The sequence below is a fragment of the Saccharopolyspora hattusasensis genome (assembly GCF_050972075.1).
Classification (GTDB): Bacteria; Actinomycetota; Actinomycetes; order Mycobacteriales; family Pseudonocardiaceae; genus Saccharopolyspora; species Saccharopolyspora hattusasensis.
Map to the genome: position 1 here is coordinate 6,277,449 of NZ_JBPCDC010000001.1, position 16,305 is coordinate 6,293,753.

Annotated in this window: 17 protein-coding genes; 11 read left to right on the forward strand and 6 right to left on the reverse strand. The window is 69.0% G+C overall.

The genetic code is table 11. The annotated features are described in order from the left end of the window. Window positions 1-303: 303 nt before the first annotated feature. The 7 genes from ACRXBZ_RS30100 to ACRXBZ_RS30130 all read left to right on the forward strand — a co-directional run bounded on the left by ACRXBZ_RS30100 (window position 304) and on the right by ACRXBZ_RS30130 (window position 5,550). A complete protein-coding gene (locus ACRXBZ_RS30100; RefSeq protein ID WP_433881930.1) occupies window positions 304-1,146 on the forward strand; it encodes a helix-turn-helix domain-containing protein in 843 nt (280 codons plus the stop codon). A gap of 29 nt (window positions 1,147-1,175) precedes the next feature. Then, the gene (locus ACRXBZ_RS30105; RefSeq protein ID WP_433884016.1) at window positions 1,176-1,424 is read left to right on the forward strand and encodes a DUF397 domain-containing protein; all 249 of its coding nucleotides are present in this window, start codon (window positions 1,176-1,178) and stop codon (window positions 1,422-1,424) included. A gap of 105 nt (window positions 1,425-1,529) precedes the next feature. Next, entirely contained in the window at window positions 1,530-1,967 is a 438-nt protein-coding gene (locus ACRXBZ_RS30110; RefSeq protein WP_433881931.1) for a hypothetical protein, read from the forward strand. Continuing rightward, window positions 1,964-2,485 carry a DUF3558 domain-containing protein gene (locus ACRXBZ_RS30115; RefSeq protein WP_433881932.1) on the forward strand — a complete coding sequence of 174 codons (522 nt, stop codon included), beginning with the start codon at window positions 1,964-1,966 and terminating at the stop codon, window positions 2,483-2,485. Before ACRXBZ_RS30110 ends, ACRXBZ_RS30115 begins: the two co-directional genes overlap by 4 nt. An 11-nt stretch (window positions 2,486-2,496) precedes the next feature. After that, a complete protein-coding gene (locus ACRXBZ_RS30120) occupies window positions 2,497-3,966 on the forward strand; it encodes a PPE domain-containing protein (protein WP_433881933.1) in 1,470 nt (489 codons plus the stop codon). A 172-nt stretch (window positions 3,967-4,138) separates the two neighbouring features. Beyond that, the gene (locus tag ACRXBZ_RS30125; RefSeq protein ID WP_433881934.1) at window positions 4,139-4,957 is read left to right on the forward strand and encodes an ESX secretion-associated protein EspG; all 819 of its coding nucleotides are present in this window, start codon (window positions 4,139-4,141) and stop codon (window positions 4,955-4,957) included. A 263-nt stretch (window positions 4,958-5,220) separates the two neighbouring features. Continuing rightward, complete coding sequence (locus tag ACRXBZ_RS30130) at window positions 5,221-5,550, forward strand: hypothetical protein (RefSeq protein ID WP_433881935.1); 330 nt, start codon at window positions 5,221-5,223, stop codon at window positions 5,548-5,550. A gap of 1 nt (window position 5,551) precedes the next feature. Here ACRXBZ_RS30130 and ACRXBZ_RS30135 read toward each other — a convergent pair whose 3' ends face one another. Continuing rightward, entirely contained in the window at window positions 5,552-6,340 is a 789-nt protein-coding gene (locus ACRXBZ_RS30135; RefSeq protein ID WP_433881936.1) for a hypothetical protein, read from the reverse strand. Window positions 6,341-6,530: 190 nt separating this feature from the next. Here ACRXBZ_RS30135 and ACRXBZ_RS30140 point away from each other — a divergent pair, with 190 nt between their 5' ends. Continuing rightward, window positions 6,531-7,007, forward strand: a complete 477-nt coding sequence (locus ACRXBZ_RS30140; RefSeq protein ID WP_433881937.1) for a PPOX class F420-dependent oxidoreductase — start codon at window positions 6,531-6,533, stop codon at window positions 7,005-7,007. 182 nt (window positions 7,008-7,189) lie between these two features. Then, complete coding sequence (locus ACRXBZ_RS30145) at window positions 7,190-8,629, forward strand: class II 3-deoxy-7-phosphoheptulonate synthase (protein ID WP_433881938.1); 1,440 nt, start codon at window positions 7,190-7,192, stop codon at window positions 8,627-8,629. A 76-nt stretch (window positions 8,630-8,705) separates the two neighbouring features. On the opposite strand, the gene ACRXBZ_RS30150 is transcribed toward ACRXBZ_RS30145, so the two are convergent. After that, entirely contained in the window at window positions 8,706-8,843 is a 138-nt protein-coding gene (locus ACRXBZ_RS30150) for a hypothetical protein (protein ID WP_433881939.1), read from the reverse strand. Window positions 8,844-8,905: 62 nt separating this feature from the next. On the opposite strand from ACRXBZ_RS30150, the gene ACRXBZ_RS30155 reads away from it, so the two are divergent. Then, a complete protein-coding gene (locus tag ACRXBZ_RS30155; RefSeq protein ID WP_433881940.1) occupies window positions 8,906-9,154 on the forward strand; it encodes a LysR family transcriptional regulator in 249 nt (82 codons plus the stop codon). On the opposite strand, the gene mptB is transcribed toward ACRXBZ_RS30155, so the two are convergent. Next, on the reverse strand, window positions 9,143-10,735 hold the full coding sequence (gene mptB / locus ACRXBZ_RS30160; RefSeq protein ID WP_433881941.1) for a polyprenol phosphomannose-dependent alpha 1,6 mannosyltransferase MptB: 1,593 nt from the start codon (window positions 10,733-10,735) through the stop codon (window positions 9,143-9,145). The genes ACRXBZ_RS30155 and mptB overlap by 12 nt on opposite strands. 226 nt (window positions 10,736-10,961) lie before the next feature. Next, window positions 10,962-12,941: a Stk1 family PASTA domain-containing Ser/Thr kinase gene (gene pknB / locus ACRXBZ_RS30165; RefSeq protein WP_433881942.1), complete on the reverse strand. Its 1,980-nt coding sequence runs from the start codon at window positions 12,939-12,941 to the stop codon at window positions 10,962-10,964. Between the two features lie 171 nt (window positions 12,942-13,112). On the opposite strand from pknB, the gene ACRXBZ_RS30170 reads away from it, so the two are divergent. Then, on the forward strand, window positions 13,113-13,478 hold the full coding sequence (locus tag ACRXBZ_RS30170; protein ID WP_210435026.1) for an Rv2175c family DNA-binding protein: 366 nt from the start codon (window positions 13,113-13,115) through the stop codon (window positions 13,476-13,478). Between the two features lie 114 nt (window positions 13,479-13,592). On the opposite strand, the gene crtI is transcribed toward ACRXBZ_RS30170, so the two are convergent. Both crtI and ACRXBZ_RS30180 read right to left on the reverse strand, forming a co-directional pair. After that, on the reverse strand, window positions 13,593-15,056 hold the full coding sequence (gene crtI, locus ACRXBZ_RS30175; RefSeq protein WP_433881943.1) for a phytoene desaturase family protein: 1,464 nt from the start codon (window positions 15,054-15,056) through the stop codon (window positions 13,593-13,595). Beyond that, entirely contained in the window at window positions 15,056-16,186 is a 1,131-nt protein-coding gene (locus ACRXBZ_RS30180) for a polyprenyl synthetase family protein (protein ID WP_433881944.1), read from the reverse strand. Before ACRXBZ_RS30180 ends, crtI begins: the two co-directional genes overlap by 1 nt. Between the last annotated feature and the right edge of the window lie 119 nt (window positions 16,187-16,305).

A 16,305-nucleotide genomic window follows, 5' to 3' on the forward strand; every position in this document is an offset into this window, starting at 1 on the left:
GCCATGCCCCAGTACTCGACCTGCGCGTCGTGACGATCGCCGAACTCCTCGCACAGGGCGAACAACCGTGGCGCGGTTTCCCTTGCCAGGTCATGAAGTTCGGCCATGAACTCCTCCCGACTCCCCAACGGCTTCCCCGGCATTGCGGCCTCCTCTGTGGTGATGATCACGACAGACCTAACGGTAGTGCTAACTTGTTAGCTAATCCATTACCTGATCGAGTGTGGCGTGCGCTGGTCACTCGAAAGAGGCGCGCAGCCGCCGTGCACACTTGGGACCTCTGTGTGGTGGGAGGTAGAAGACGTGGCTGAACGTGGCGATCCTTCTGCGTTGCGATGGCTGATTGGCAACGAACTCCGGCACTGCCGGATGCAGGCGGGCAGAACGGTGTCTGATGCCAGCAAGGTTCTCTCGTGCAGCCACGGGAAGATCACACATCTTGAGACGGGTCGCTATCAGCAGCAACCGTCCGAAATCGCGGAACTTCTTGAGTTCTACGGCGTTCCTCGACACGACATCGACCGGTTGGTCAGCCTGACGGGTAGCTCCGATGCGCGTACCTGGTGGGCACCTTGGGCGAACGTCGTGCCGGACTGGTTCAAAACCTTTGTAGGGCTGGAAGGTTTGGCCAGATCGGAGTTCAACTACGAGACTGCATTGCTGCCGGGCTTGCTGCAAACCGAGGAGTACGCCCGCGCAGCGACGGTTGCTACCGGCTTTGTTCGCCCGGATCACAGCGAGCGGTTCGTGTCCTTTCGGCTGGCACGGGCGGATCGTCTCACCTCTGATGATCCGCTCTCGTTGCATGCTGTGATCGAGGAATCGGCACTGGTGCGCAGCATCGGCACGCACGAGGCGAGGCAGAAGCAGTACCGTCAGCTGCTTGACGCTTCGGAACGAGCCAACGTCACGATTCAGGTGATCCGGCCGCAGGACGGGCCGCATGCGGCAGTGAGCGGGCCGTTCTTCCTCTTTGAGTTCGACCAGGCCAGGACCATCGGCTACACCGAGCTGCTCGACGGCGCTGTATATATCCAGGACCCTGATCAGGTCAACACTTATATGATGACTGCGAAGAACCTTCAGGAAACGGCCATGCAGCCTGACGATTCGCTCGCGCTGATCGAGTCGCTGATCGACACCTGACGTGGAGGCGCACAGTGCAGGTCCGCCAGATGAGCTTGCGGTGGCGAAAGTCCAGCTATAGCGGAAACAACGGTGCTTGTGTCGAGGTGGCGTTCGTCGATGGGCACGCGCTCTCAACGTGGCGGAAGTCCAGCTACAGCGACAACGGTGCCGACTGTGTCGAGGTCGCTCGCGGCCATGGGGTCGTTGCGGCTCGGGACTCGAAGGATCCGGCTGGGCCCGTGTTGGTGTTCTCACGGGCTCGGTGGGCTTCGTTCCTGGCTAGGCTTAACGGGTGATGTGAGCCCCCTCATGTGATCATCTTCCGGGTTCACCCGCGCGTGGGATGTCCGGTTCGCTAGGGTTCTCTCGGGTTGGGTGATCTGTGCCGGAGGGGGCTCGGGATGGCTGACGCGTACTTGTCTGGGGATCTGGGGTCGGCCGACGGCTTCGCCGGTGCTGGTGCGGCGCTGGGCGCGATCGCGCAGCAGAACGACCAGATGTCGCAACAGGTTTCGGCTGGCAAGCTGAAAATGAACCCCGACGCAGCCAACAAAGCCGCAGAGGTGTATGAGCGCGAGGCCGATGAGGTTGAGCGGCTAGCAATGAAGGCTGATGGGCTCAGCCGCGTGGAGGGGTTAGGGGAGTACCGCTCCGCGCAGGAGTTGGCGACCAAGTTTGGCCAGAAAGCTAAGAACGGTACGACAGGCGCTGCTGACCTGCTGCGGAAGCTAGCCGACGAGTTGAGGCGAAAGGCTGACCTCTTTCGCCAGGCGGCGAAGGACTACGTTGCCACTGACGAGCAGATCGGTCAGGACTTGCAGAGGGGTAGTCAGCCGTGAAGGTGTTTTCTCGGTCGGTGGTCGCAGCGTGCGCCGGTGCAGCCTTGCTGGCGGCAGCCGGTTGCGGCGGTGGTGCTGCTAAACAGAAGCCAGAGCCGACACAGGAAAAACAGGGGCTCTCGCAGGTTGATCCCTGCACGATGGTTCCGCCTGAAGTGCTGGAGTCGTTTGGTCTGCGGGGGCCCGGCGAACCAGACTCGAATACATCGTCGGAGCCTGGCTGCTACTTCAATGGCGAACGAATTGCTGGGATCTTCTACAAAAACCAGGAGAAGACGGTCGAGTCGTACGGCCGGCAGGACAATTGGGCGAAGTTTGACCGTGCAGAGGTCGATGGGCGTCCTGCAGCGAGTGCCATCGACAAGGGCTCGACGCAGGCGCGGATCTGCTCGGCGTTGTTCGATGCGGGTGGTGGCGTGATCATCCTTACTGTTACCGAGAAGCGCGACCAGGGACTTGATGAGTGTGCTGAGGGTTTGAAGATTGCTGAGGCTATTGCGCCTCGGATGCCGAGATAGCTGGGGGATCGATGGGGTTTTTGGAGTGGGCCGGGGGTGTGGCCGAGGACGTCGGCGGCGCCGTCGTTGATGGTGCCACCGCCGTGGGCAACGCCGTCGCAGAAGGCGCTGGCCAGGTCTACGACACCGGCGCGGACCTGTTCGGCTACAACTCCCGGGCACAAAACGCCCAGGGGGCCGCTGCTACTGCTTCCGAGGAGTACAACGAGAAGTTGCGCCAGCAGCTTGAGGCGCAGAACAGTGCGATGGGTAGCGGCCTGGAGTTCGACCCCGCATCGATCACCCAGCAGGAGAACTGGCAGTCCTACAGCCATCAGGACCTCTACGACACCAACCAGCGTTCGCTGGACCAGGGCAAGGCCACCGAAGCCGCCCAGCAGTGGCGGGAGGTTGCCGCAGAGCTGAAGGACATCGGGCCGGAACTACAGAGCGAGGCCGGTTCGGCGATCGCTGGTGGCTGGGAGGGTGACGCCGCCGATGCGGCCAACGAGTCGTCGGAACCGCTGGTCAACTGGATTTCCGGCAGTTCCGAGGCGTTCCACCTGACCGGTAACAAGATTGAGGAAGCCGCTTCGGCTGCCGGTCAGGTCAAGGCGATGGTTCCCGAACCCGAGGGGCACCACTACGGCCGGACCATGCTGGCCAGCATCCCGACCGGAGTCGTTGGTGGCGGTGTCGATGCGCTGGCGCAGATGCGGGAGCGGCAGCAGGCCGAGCGCGGGGCGCAGGAGACGATGGGGCGGGTGCTCAGTCCCACGTACTCCAATGTGGACACTTCGGTTCCGGCGTATCGGGACCTCAACAACAAGCCCCCGCCGCCGCCCCCGCCGCCGATCGAGCCGCCGCCCCCGCCGGTTCGCCCGAGGGACCGCAGGGGCAGCGGACAGCCCTCGACGCCTTCGGTCGCCAACGTCGGCGACATCATCGGCGGCGACCCCAACATTCCGGCAGAAACCCGATCGGCGTGGACACCGGGCGACTCGCCGGCGAGGCTGTCAGGTGATCTGACCGGGATCCGCACCGCCGGATTTCCCGGTCGTACTGGAAATGGGGACGTGGGCGTCGGCTACCTGCCCGGTCCCGGAGCGGGACGCACCGGACCTGGTGGCCCCGGCGGCGGACCGGGCCGCGGCGGGCCTGGCGGTGGCTCGGGAATGGGTCGCGGTGGTGCCGGTGGTGCTGGCGGCGGTAAGCCCGGCGGACTCGGCGCAGGTGGCGCCGGTCGGCCCGGTGCGGGTGCGCTCGGAGCCGGGGGTCGCGCCGGAGTCGGCGGGCTCGGCGCAGCCGGCGGCGCGGGCACCGGTGCCGCGGGTAGCGCGGCCGGACGCGGCGGCGCGGGCGCCGGTGGAATGGGTGCGGCCGGTCAGCGCGGCCAAGGCAGCGAAGACCAGGATCACGAGCGTCCCGGGTGGCTCGAAGAGCAGGACGACATCTGGCTCGAAGACATGCCCAAGACCGCGCCACCCGTGTTCGGCGCCTGACCACTCCGCAATTTCAATGGAAATTGCGGATCGTCGGCGTGTCGCACCACGACACGCCGACACCTGTGGACAACTTCCGCAATTTCAATGGAAATCGAAGGTCCGATTTCCATTGAAATTGCGGCAAATTCGACCACACCGACCACATCGATCACTCCTTGGGGGAGGACACGTGGCCATCGTCGGCCGCTGGCAACTGCACCCGCTGCACCTCTACCTCGTCCGCAGCTACCTCGAACTCGACGACCTGACGCTGCCGCTGGAAGGACCGGCCTACGGGCGCACCAAGCAGCAGCTCGGCGAGGTCGCCCAGCGTGAGGCCGGCACCATGGCGGAACTGGGCATCCTGGTGAACAACGAGGTCGACCAGGGCCTGGCGCAGGCGTTGAAGGTGCTCACAAAGCCGTACCTGTGGGTCGACTCGCTGTGGTTCCCGGACTTCGCCAGCGACGCTGCCTGGCGCACCGTCGCTGCCTTGACCGAAGGCGACCGGGTGGTGCTCGGCGTGCAGGGGCCGGGGGAGACCGACCGGTTCGGTGGTCCGCTCACCGTCGAGGTGCACGAGAAAATGCAGCTCTCCCAAGCGGTTCTGCCGACGCTGCCGCCCGCGCCGCCGGGCAACCGCCCCGCCGTGCGGGCGCCGGCCAGCTCCCTCAAGTCGGCCCCACAGGCCGAGGAGATGCCGGACAGCATGATGCAAGAGGTTACGCAGTCTCGCGGCAGCAGCGGTGACCAGCAGGTGGCCGCGTACAACGAGATCGGGAACGCGGTGCACGTGCGCGGCGGCCAGATCGCGGCGAACCTGCGCGACCCGCACGGCCGGGTCCGCCGGTCGCCGGTGGTGCGCTGGTTCGACAACGCCGAGCCCGACGGCCGTTACCTCGACCACGCCGAACGCGGCTCCACCGGCGAGCAGATGTTCGTGCTAACCCCCGCAGACGCAGGTCAGATCCGCAGCGGCATCGACCGGCTGATCGCCGCCGTGCGCTGACCTCGTCCCGCCATGTGGGCGCAGTTGTTCCACTGGTTAGGCGAGCTCCTCGCGAGTGGGCCGCGCACGGTCAACGACCCGAAGGGAAGCCGTGCCCACGCAACCGGTCGCCGAGCGCGAGCCGGTGCTCATCTGCTCGGCGCGGGACGTCACCGAACTGGTCAACTCGGGTATGCGGCACGGGGCAGCCACGCGAAGATGATCGTGCTGTTGGCGTTAGGCGCGATCTTCCTGGACGCCTACGACCTGATCGCTGGCCTTACGTGCTTTTCGCGATCTTCGCGCTGGGCGCGTTCATGTTCGCGCAGGCATCCGGGCCGGGCGCGCACTTCATGAGCTTCGCGTCGCTGAGCTGCCCGACGATGCGTGGCACTGGGATCGGCTTCAACCAGGGCACTCTGCGGGTCGGCTCCACGCTGGCGCTGTTCTTCTTCCCGGTGCTCGGCGCGTCCCTGGGCAGCGGCGTGTTCTGGGTGATCGCGCTCGCCCCGCTGATGGGTCTGGTGGCGCTGCTGGCCAAGCGCTGGGAGCCCGTGGGCTACGACGCGGCCGCGATCGAGGAAACCTGGCAGAGGGAAGCCGCGGCGCGCTGAGCTAGCTCGGCTTCTTCCAGACCACGACGTCCAGCACTAGCTGCGAGCCCTGGGCATCGCGGACGACGATCCGCCCGTAGGCGCCGGTGGTCGTCTTCACGCAGAACGCGGCGCCGGTGACGAGGTAGTTGCTGCTGATCGAGCTGTAGTAGCCGGCCCGCACGCAGTCCTCGAAGGTCGCCTGGGCGGTGGCCACCGCGATGTCCTCGCGCGCGTAGAGGTAGCCAGAGCTGTTTTCGAGGTCGTGCCCGGAAGAGTCCTCCGTCCGCTTGGCGACCCAAAGCGGTTCGGCGGAATCCAGATCCAGGGCGTAGCCACTGGTCAGCACGATCGGCTTGTCGCCGCTCTCGCGGCCGACCGCAGGGTCGACGGAGGTGGAGCTGGTCTGTGACGCCGAGGCGGTGGCCGGCGGCCGCGGTGTGGTCGGGTTGGGCGTGGTCGGGCTGGTCTGATGCGGCAGATCGGTCGCCTGGCCGCTCGCCTGATCGGGCACCGCCAGTAGTGATCGGGTGGCCACCACGGCGATCATGGCTGCCCCTGCCACGATCCCGGCGACCGACAGCACCACCCACCGGTCGACGGGTTTGCCGAGGCTCGCCCACAGATGCACCACGCCCAGCAGCAGTGCGATCGCGGCGATGACCACGGCGACGTTCTGCGTCGAGCTCATCAGCAACGCGACCACCGCGGCGACGTCGGCGAGGATGCTGATCGGCCACAACCGCTGCGACATCGCCTTGCGCTCCGGCTGCGCTTCCTGCCGTGGTTGCTGACCCGGTCCCCACGTCACCGGCCGCTCCTCTCGCGTCGTCGACGGGGCGAGAGCCTAGCGCCAGAGGTGTCGCGTCAGGGCCGGTTTGCGATGGTCGAGGCCGATTCGGATGATCTTCCCGGGCGGCGGCTCGGGGTCTGCGTTGACGCGGTGGGGTCTCCCGGAACAAGATCGACACACCATCGGCGCAGCGGAACCCGGAGCACGCATGTCGCGACGCGGCCAGATCACCATGTCCGAGGACGAGATCGTCGACTTCATCGCCCAGCGCCGGATCGTGGTGCTGGCGACGCTGAAGAGCGACGGGCGGCCACATCTGGTGCCGATGTGGTTCGTGCACGACGGCCCCGTGATCGAGGTGTGGTCCTACGGCCGGTCGCAGAAGACGTTGAACCTGCGCCGGGACCCGCGGGCCACGCTGCTGCTGGAGACCGGCACGGAGTACGGCGAGCTGCGCGGCGTCTCGCTGGAGTGCGACGCGGAGGTCCTGGAGGCCCCAGCGGACGTCGAGCGCATCGGCATGGGCCTGGCCGAGCGCTACGGCGGGGCAGCCCCGAGCGGTCTCGCGTCGAGCGAGGAAGCTCGGGAGGCCCTGCGCACCAAGGCGGCGAAGCGCGTCGGGCTGCGCTTTGCCCCGATGCGGACGATCACCTGGGACCACCGCAAACTCGGCGGCGCGCACTGAATCGAAGCCCACTGGGCGATCCGCTATGTGGGACGGCTCTCCCGGAGTTAAAGGGGTAGCGCCCAGCGCTTATTCTGTGAACGTGAACTGGACCGTCGACGTGCCGGTGGCCCATGGCTACGCGGCCCGGACGTCGCGCCTCCAGAGTTCTTGCTGACGCATCACCAATCGAGGAAAAGTTCATGTCCAATGACCCTGTAAGTGCAGCTCAAGGTGCCGATGCGTCGGGTTTGAAATCATGGACCGTCGACGTCCCCGTAGATGACCTGCCCGAGCTGCCACCGCTGCCGCCGGAGATGCGCGCCCGCCTCGACGACGCGCTGGCCCGTCCCGCCGTGCAACAGCCGCAGTGGCCGAACCAGGACCAGGCCGGCAACGTCCGGAAGGTGCTGGAGAGCGTTCCGCCGGTGACCGTTCCCTCCGAGGTGAACCAGCTGCGTCAGCACCTCGCCGCGGTCGCCAGGGGCGAGGCCTTTTTGCTGCAGGGCGGGGACTGCGCGGAGACGTTTGCGGACAACACCGAGCCGCACATCCGCGGCAACATCCGCACGCTGCTGCAGATGGCGGTAGTGCTGACCTACGGCGCGAGCATGCCGGTGGTCAAGGTCGGCCGGATCGCTGGGCAGTACGCCAAGCCGCGGTCCAGTAACACCGACGCGCTGGGCCTGCCGTCCTACCGCGGCGACATGATCAACTCGCTGACCGCCACCGAGCAGGCACGCCGCCACGACCCGTCGCGGCTGATCCGCGCCTACGCCAACGCCAGCGCCGCTATGAACCTCTCCCGCGCGCTGACCAGCGCCGGGATGGCCGCGCTGACCAAGGTGCACGACTGGAACAAAGACTTCGTGCTCAACTCGCCGGCCGGTGAGCGCTACGAGTCGGTCGCCGCCGAGATCGACCGCGGCCTGCGCTTCATGTCCGCCTGCGGCGTCGACGACTCCAGCCTGCACGCGGTGCAGTTCTACGCCAGCCACGAGGCGCTGGTGCTGGACTACGAGCGCGCCATGCTCCGGCTGGACACCTCCGGCGACCAGCCACGGCTCTACGACCTGTCCGGGCACTTCCTGTGGGTGGGGGAGCGGACCCGCCAGCTGGACGGCGCGCACATCGCGTTCGCCGAGCTGATCTCCAATCCGATCGGCATCAAGATTGGCCCGGGCACCACGCCCGAGCAGGCCGTCGAGTACGTCGAGCGGCTGGACCCGAACAACGAGCCCGGCCGGCTCACCCTGATCAGCCGGATGGGCAACGGCAAGGTGCGCGACGTGCTGCCGTCGATCGTGGAGAAGGTCACCGCCTCCGGGCACCAGGTGATCTGGCAGTGCGACCCCATGCACGGCAACACCCACGAGGCCAGCACCGGCTACAAGACCCGGCACTTCGACCGGATCGTGGACGAGGTGCAGGGCTTCTTCGAGGTGCACCACCGGCTCGGCACGCACCCGGGCGGTATCCACATCGAGCTGACCGGCGAGGACGTCACGGAGTGCCTCGGCGGCGCCCAGGAGATCTCCGACGCCGACCTGGCGGGGCGCTACGAGACGGCCTGCGACCCGCGCCTGAACACCCAGCAGTCGCTGGAGCTGGCGTTCCTGGTCGCGGAGATGCTGCGCGGCTGAACCAGCAGGACGCACGCGGGAGGGCCCGGAACCAAAACGGTTCCGGGTCCTCCCGCGTTTCGCGCAGCCCGATTCGTCACTTGGCGAGGGCGATGTCGAGGGCGTGCGCGACGTGCAGGCGGGTGGAGTCGAACAGAGGCAGCGGGCTGTCGTCCGGTCCGAGCAGCAGGGTGATCTCGGTGCAGTCGAACGACCTCGTGCCCGACAGCCTCACCCGCGGCCGCAGGTTCCGGTAGCCGGATCTTGCTTGGTGCGGGCCCAAGCGAAACTTGGGGCGTGGACGCGCAGCGGTTGTTGGTTTTCCGGGAGATCGTGCAGGCGGGCTCGCTCGGTGCGGCGGCACGGGCGCTGGGCTGGACCGAACCCGCCGTCAGCCAGCACTTGCGGCGGCTGGAACGCCAGGCGGGCACCGCGCTGGTCCTGCGTCATTCGCGCGGCGTTGCGCTGCCCGAAGCCGGGCAGGTGCGCTTGCCAGGCATGCCGAAGCACCGCGACCAGGCCGGGTGGGTTCGGTCAGCGCTGTGATCCGTGCACTTCGCGGGGCGGGCGACCAGTTGTGACCGTGCGCGACAGCTTGCCGAAGGTGCTGCTCAGACCCAGCGGGTCGAAGCGGACCAGCGACAGCGCGCCGAGCAAGGCGGCGCCGATCCCGACCGCGACGAACGGCCAGTTGTACATCGCCTGCTCGCCATCGGGGTAGTAGGCCAGCACCAGCGCGATCGAGGCGCCGACCACGTAGGACAGCGCCCGCGGAGTCCAGAGGAAGGCGCTGCCCAGGGCCAAGCCCCAGGTCGTGTACCACGGCAGCAGGACCGGCGACAGGAGCGCGCCGCAGCACAGCACGATGGCCGCCCGGCGCACCGCCTCGGGCCCGCCGTCGCGGGCCTGCCACCAGTTCCAGGCGAGGATCGCCACCAAAAGCACCGAGCCGAGCGTGCGCGTGGCACCCACGAAAGGCCAGATGTTGGTCTCGCCGAACAGCGACACCAGGCTGTGCAGCGCCTGCCCCACGGCGGTCGGCGCGGACAGGTAGTTGACGATCATGCCGGGCGCGGACAGCGCGGAAAGCCAGCCGAAACCGACCTTGGCGAGCGCCGTGCAAGCGCCGAAGACCACCACGAACACGCCCACCGCCGGGAACACGGCGCGGAGGAAGCGTCGCCACAGCGGCCCCTCCAGCCGGGATGCCCAGATCCACACCAGGAGCGGCAGGGCGAGCCCGGCGGTCGCCTTGATGGCCATCGCTGCCGACACCAGCGCGATCCCGGCGACGTTCTTGCATTCGAGCATCAGCAGCGTGCCGACCGACAGCAGCCCGATCATCAGCATGTCGTTGTGCGGGCCGCCGACCAGGTGCACCACCGTCATCGGGCTGGCCGCGACCAGCCAGAGCGCGACCGGCAGCCGCCCGCCGAGGTGCCGGACCAGGCCCGGGAGGGCGCAGATCAGCATCACCAGGCCGCCCAGCAGCACCAGCCGCATCACGATGACGCTGGCGATGATGTCGTGCCCGGCCAGCAGGATCACGCCCTTGGCGACGCCGATGAACAGCGGCCCGTACGGGGCGGGCGTGGTCTGCCAGGTCGGGTGCACATTCTCCGGGATCGGGCCGGTCAGCGCGGACGGGCCGACGCCATAGGGGTCGAGGCCGTTCAGCGCCAGCAGGCCCTGGCCCAGGTAGCTGTAGACGTCGCGGGTGAACAGCGGCGGCGCGATGAGCATCGGGCCAAGCCAGGCGGCGGTCGCCCACAGCACGCCGCGGGAGGTCACCAGGTGCGCGATCACCCCGCGGCCCAGCCGCACCCACGCCCACACGAGTAGTGCGAAGCCGACGTAGACGACCGTCACCGCCACATCGCGACCGTGGCCGTAGCGCAGCACCGACAGCGGCCCGGAACCGAGGACGGGGTCATTGACGAGCGTCCCGCCGGCGCCGAAGGAGCCGATCAGCAGCAGCACGGACCCGATCGCGCCCAATGCGATGGTGCGCAAGGGCAGCGGACGACGAGGTGGCCGACGTCCGCCGAGACTGGGCAGGTCGGCTGTGGTGTTGTTGGTCCGTTCGGACCAGTCGGGAGCCGACTCGATCGAAACACTCGGGGGCATTGTGCTCCCAATAGTTCCACAATCGTCCGTCCGAGCCGCCGTGACCAGGTCAGATCGGTCCTGTCGTGGCCTTCGGTCGCGCTTTTCGGTGACGGCCGCCCGTCGAGTCCCCGCTGGTAGACCCTGGCAGGGCGAAAACGTTACAGCGACGAGAAGAGATCAGGATCACATTGCGCGTCGTTCATTTCTGGCCGGTCGGCGGGTGCGCGCACCTGCGAACCGGTGCTCAGAAAGCGGTCGCGTGGATCGTCGTACCGGGCTCGACCCGGCTGCCGGGAAGCGGGTACTGGCCCAAGATCACCATGTTCGGCCGCTCAAAGAACGCCTGCACGCTCAGCTGCAGTCCCAGCGCGGCGACCTGCTGCTTCGCCTCGTCCACCTGAACACCGTTGAGGCTGGGCACCTGGACCGCGTTGGACAGCACCACGCCGATCCGCGGCTGGCCGACCAGCCGGAGTTCGCTGCCGATGGCCGGATCGGTGCTGATGACGTGGTCGCCGTCGACGCCGGAGTCGAACTGGCGCCCCGCCTCGTAGGGGTCGAAGCCGGCGTTGCGCAGCGTGGTGAAGGCGTCGTCCCGGCTCATCCCGCGCACGTCGGGCACCTTCACCGGGGGCGGGCCCTTGCTGACGATCAGGGTGACCTCGGCGCTGATGTTCAGTGCGGTGCCGGGGGCGGGGTTGACACTGATGACCCGGCCTTCGGGCACCGTGGTGTGGTATTGGTCACCGGACTCGTCGTGCTTGGGCTGCAGCTTGGCGTTGCGGATCGCGCTCTCCGCCTCGGCAACCGTGGTGCCCTCGGCGACCTGCGGAACCTTGGGCTTGCCCAGCGAGACGACGAGATCCACGGTTCCGCCGCTGCGCACCCGGGAGCCCTCGCCCGGGTTGGAGCTGATCACCACGCCTTCGGCGATGGTGTTGTTGTACTCCTTGGTGACGTTGCCGGTCAGCTCCGTGCCCTCCAGCGCCTGCTGCGCCGCTGCCTCCTGCTCGCCGACGACGCGCGGCACCTGCACGTAGCTGCCGATGCCCAGCCAGTACGCCGCGTCCCCCACCAGCGCGGCCAGCACCAGGACCACGACGGTCCACACCACGACCGTCCGCCTGCCGCGGCGGCGATCCCGCTCCGGCCCGCTGGGCGCAGCGCCGGAGAACTCCTCGGTGTGGTCGCCGGTGGCGGGGCGCGCCATCGCACGGGTGCGCTGCGGGCCGGCGGACGTGTCGCGGACGGCCGGGATCTGCTCGGTCGGCGGATCTCCGGCCGCGACCGGCGGCGTCAGCTGCCTGGTGCGCTCCTCGGACGCCGGGACCGGCACGGCCACCGGGGCGATGCCGAGTTCGGTGCGCACCCGCTCCAGCTCGGCGAGGAACGCCTCGGCGCTCTCCGGGCGCTGCGCCGGGTCGCGCCGCGTGGCGCGGAAGACGAGGTCGTCGACGGCCGGTGGGATCTTCGGGACCAGCTCGCCCGGCGGCGGGACGTCGTCGTTGACGTGCCGGTACGCCACCGAAAGCGCGGTGTCGCCGACGTAGGGCGGGCGGCCGGTCAGCATCTCGTAGAACACGATCCCGGCGGCGTAGACGTCGGAGCGAGCGTCGGCGGCCCCGGTGGTCACCTGCTCCGGCGACAGGTACGCGACGGTGCCCAAGATGACGCCGCCGCTGGTCGTGCCCGCCTCGGCCGCAGCCCTGACCAGACCGAAGTCGGCGACCATGACCGAGCCGCCGGTGCCGATCAGCACGTTCTCCGGCTTGACGTCGCGGTGCACCATGCCGGCCTGGTGCGCGGCGCCCAGCGCCGAGAGCACCGGCGCCATGACGCTCAGCGCCATCGCCAGCGGCAGGCGGCCACCCCGGTCCATGATCAGATCGCGCAGCGTGCAGCCCTCGACGAGCTGCATCACCAGGAACACGTGGTCGCCGGCTAGGCCGTGGTCCACGCCCTGGTCGTAGACGGCGACGATGTCGGGGTGGTGCAGCCGGGCCGCCGCACGCGCCTCGCGCTCGAAGCGCTCGACGAACGAGCGGTCGCCGGAGTACTGGGCGTCCATCACCTTGATGGCCACCGGCCGGTCCAGCCGGGTGTCCAGGCCGCGGTAGACCGTGGACATGCCGCCGCGGGCGATCAGCGAATCGACCCGGTAACGGCGTTCGAGCATGGCTCCGACGAGGCTCGCGCCGCCGCTGGAGCGTGTCTCAGAAGTCATCTTCCGCCAACCGCCGGGTAACCTTTCCAACCCGATTGTGGCAGGCCGCGCGGGCGGTCCGGGGAACACCTCCGCACTCGGATGTGGGAACGATCACGATCTTGATCGTAGGTCGACGATAATTCGTGCGGTGCACGGCATCGCGGTCGGTCATGTGGCAAGGTGTGCAGCGTGAGTGCGATCCCTGCTGCCCCGGATGTGCTCGCTCCCGATGTGGAGGTTGTCCCGCTGCCCGACGTCGCCGAGCGGCTCGGTCAGCCCGTGACCCGGGTGCACCAACTGATCCGAGATGGCCATCTGCTCGCTCTGCGCAGGAACGGCGTACTGGGCGTGCCCACCGCGTTCCTCACCGACACCGAAGTGGTGAAGGGGCTGGCGGGCACTATCACGCTGCTCCGGGACAACGGCTACCGGGAGGACGAGATCCTGCGGTGGCTGTTCACCCCGGACGACTCGCTGCCCGGAACGCCGATCGACGCCCTGCGCGGCGACCGCGGCCGGGAAGTGAAGCGGCGGGCCCAGGCGATGGGCTTCTGAGGCCATCGGAAGGGTTCGGGCGGCCCGGCGAGTCGCGAGCGCAGCCGGGCCAGTAGCCGTGAGTGCTTCTGGGGGCTATGGCGCCCAGAAGCACTCACGAGCTTTGAGCATCGGTCAGCCGGTGATGCGTTGTGCGGCGAGCTTGCCAGACAACAAGACCGGCGGAACTCCGACGCCGGGTGTCGTGCCGGAGCCGGCGAGCACGGCGTTGGCCAGGCCGCGCACCAGGTTTCGCGGCCGGAACGGCCCTGTCTGCGCGAAGGTGTGCGCGGCTGAGAACGGCGTTCCTGCTGCGTGCCCCTGGGCCGCCCAGTCCGCCGGGGTGACCAGTTGCTGCGCCTCGATCGCGGCACCGAAGCCGGCGAAGCCGCGCCGTTCCAGCGTGCCCAGCAGCTCGTCGCGGTAGGCCGGGCCGACCCGGTCCCAGTCGATCGGCCCCGTGCGCAGGTTCGGGCACGGAGCGAGCACATAGTGCAGCTCGCGGCCGTCGGGTGCCAGCGACGGATCGGTCGCGGTCGGGCGGGTGATCAGCAGCGATGGGTCGGTCATCAGCCTGCCGTCACGGATGATCTCGGTGAACGTGCCGTGCCAGGCCGCGCCGAAGGAGATCGTGTGGTGGGCGCCGGACCAGCCGCGGGTGGTCCCGGCGTGCAGCACCACCGCCGACGGTGACCAGCGCAACCGCCGTCGCGGGCGGTGGTCCAGGAGCTCGTGCACGACCGGCAGGTCGGGTGTGAGCACGAACGCATCGGCCGCGATGCGGGCACCGTCTGACGTGCGCACCGCGGCGATCCGATCGCTCCGCCGCTCCAGCTCGGTCACCTCGGCGTTGTAGCGGAACTCGACGCCCTCGCCCGCCGCCGCATCGGCGAGCGCGGTCGGGACCTCATGCATGCCGCCGCGCGGGAACCACACGCCGTTGACGGTGTCCATGTACGAGATGACCGCGTACATGGCGAGCGCGCGGCGCGGGTCCAGTCCCGCGTAGAGGGCCTGGAAGGAGAAGACCCGGCGCAGCCGCTGGTCCGACAGGAACCGGCCGATCGCCGGGCCGAGCCGACCGAAACCGCCGAGCGCCGCGAGACGCGCTAGCTCCGGCGACAGCAGGCCCAGCGGCGAGTCGAAGTTCGCGTCGATGAAGCGGTGCATCTCCGCCCGGTACACCTCGGTCAGCCAGCGCCGCAGCCGCCGGTACCCGGCCGCCTCCGCGGGCCCGGCGAACTGCCGCACCTCCTCCTCCATTGCTGTGGCGTCGGTGTGCACGTCGAGCGTCGAGCCGTCGGCGAACCGTGCCTGGTAGGCCGGATGCAGCGGGATGAGGTCGAGGCGCTCGGACAACGATTCGCCGACCGCGCCCAAGGCTTCGTCGACCAGCTCAGGCATGGTCAACACGGTCGGGCCGGTGTCGATCCGGTACCCGGCGAGCTCGTGCAATCCGGCCCGCCCGCCGGGCAGTCCGGCGCGTTCGACGACCGTCACGCGCCGCCCGGCGCCCGCCAGGTGCAGGGCCGCCGACAACCCGGCCAGCCCAGCGCCGACGACCACGACGTGATCGGTCCGGCCGGATACCGTGCGCATCAGTGGCTGCGGTCGGTGACCGCGATCGCCAGCTCGGCCAGCCGGGACGCGGCCGGTTCGGCCAACCCAGTGGTGTGCAGCGCGAGCATCGCCGACCCGGTCAGATCGGTGATCCGCTTCTCCACGGCCTCGACCGCGCCGAGCCGGGTGAGCACTTGTCGTGCCTGCTCGACGCGGTCTGCGTCCAGCTCGGGGTCGCCGAGCACGTCGCGCAGCAGGTCCAGCGCGGGCTGGTCAGCCTGCCCGCGGGCCGCCGCCACGGCCTCGGCGATCAGCACTGTCCGCTTGCCCTCGCGCAGGTCGTCCCCGGCGGGCTTGCCGGTCACCTCCGGGTCGCCGAAGACGCCGAGCAGGTCGTCGCGGAGCTGGAAGGCGACACCGATGTCGGAACCGAAGCGGCGCAGCGCCTGCAGCGCGTCCGGGCCTGCGCCGGCGATCTCCGCGCCCAGCTCCAGCGGCCGCTGCACGGTGTAGGAAGCGGCTTTGAGCTGGCAGATCTGCAGCGCAGCCTGCGGCGTCTCGTCGCCGCGGAACTGGCCGAGCACGTCGAGGTACTGGCCGGCGAGCACCTCGGTGCGCATCGCGCGCCACGGGCGCAGCGCGCGGGCCAGCGCCTGCGGCGCGATCCCGGCGCTGTGCAGCATGTCGTCGGCCCAGGACAGCGCGAGGTCCCCGAGCAGCACCGCGGCGGCCAGCCCGAACTGGGTGGCACCACCGGAGAACCCGGACTCGCGGTGGATCTGCTCGAACCTGCGGTGCACCGTCGGGTTGCCCCGCCGGGTGTCCGACTCGTCGATCAGGTCGTCGTGCACCAGCGCGCAGGCATGCAGCAGCTCCAGCGCGCTCGCGGCCCGCAGCATCGCCTGCGCCGTCGGCCCCTCGGCCGGTCCGCCGGCCGCGCGCCATCCCCACCAGGCGAAGGTCGGGCGGATCCGCTTTCCGCCGCCGAGGACGAACCCGGAGAGCTCGGCCACCGCAGCCGCGAACGCCGGGTCGAGGCCGGCTGCCTCGGCGCGGCGGGTCTGCAGGTATTCGGTCAGCGTGTGCTGGACCTGACCCGGGAGGTCGAGTTCCACGGCGACGTCTTCCTTGCCGGTTGCTTGCACAGCGGTCGAATTCGATGGGGGCACACCTCCATCCTCCGCGATGCCGCCGAGTGGTGACGGCCGGGTCCGAAGGGTGCTCGGAGTCACCAGGTTGACTCCGGAACGTAGCCGGATGTCCTTGCGGTGCCCTCTTCGAGCATTGC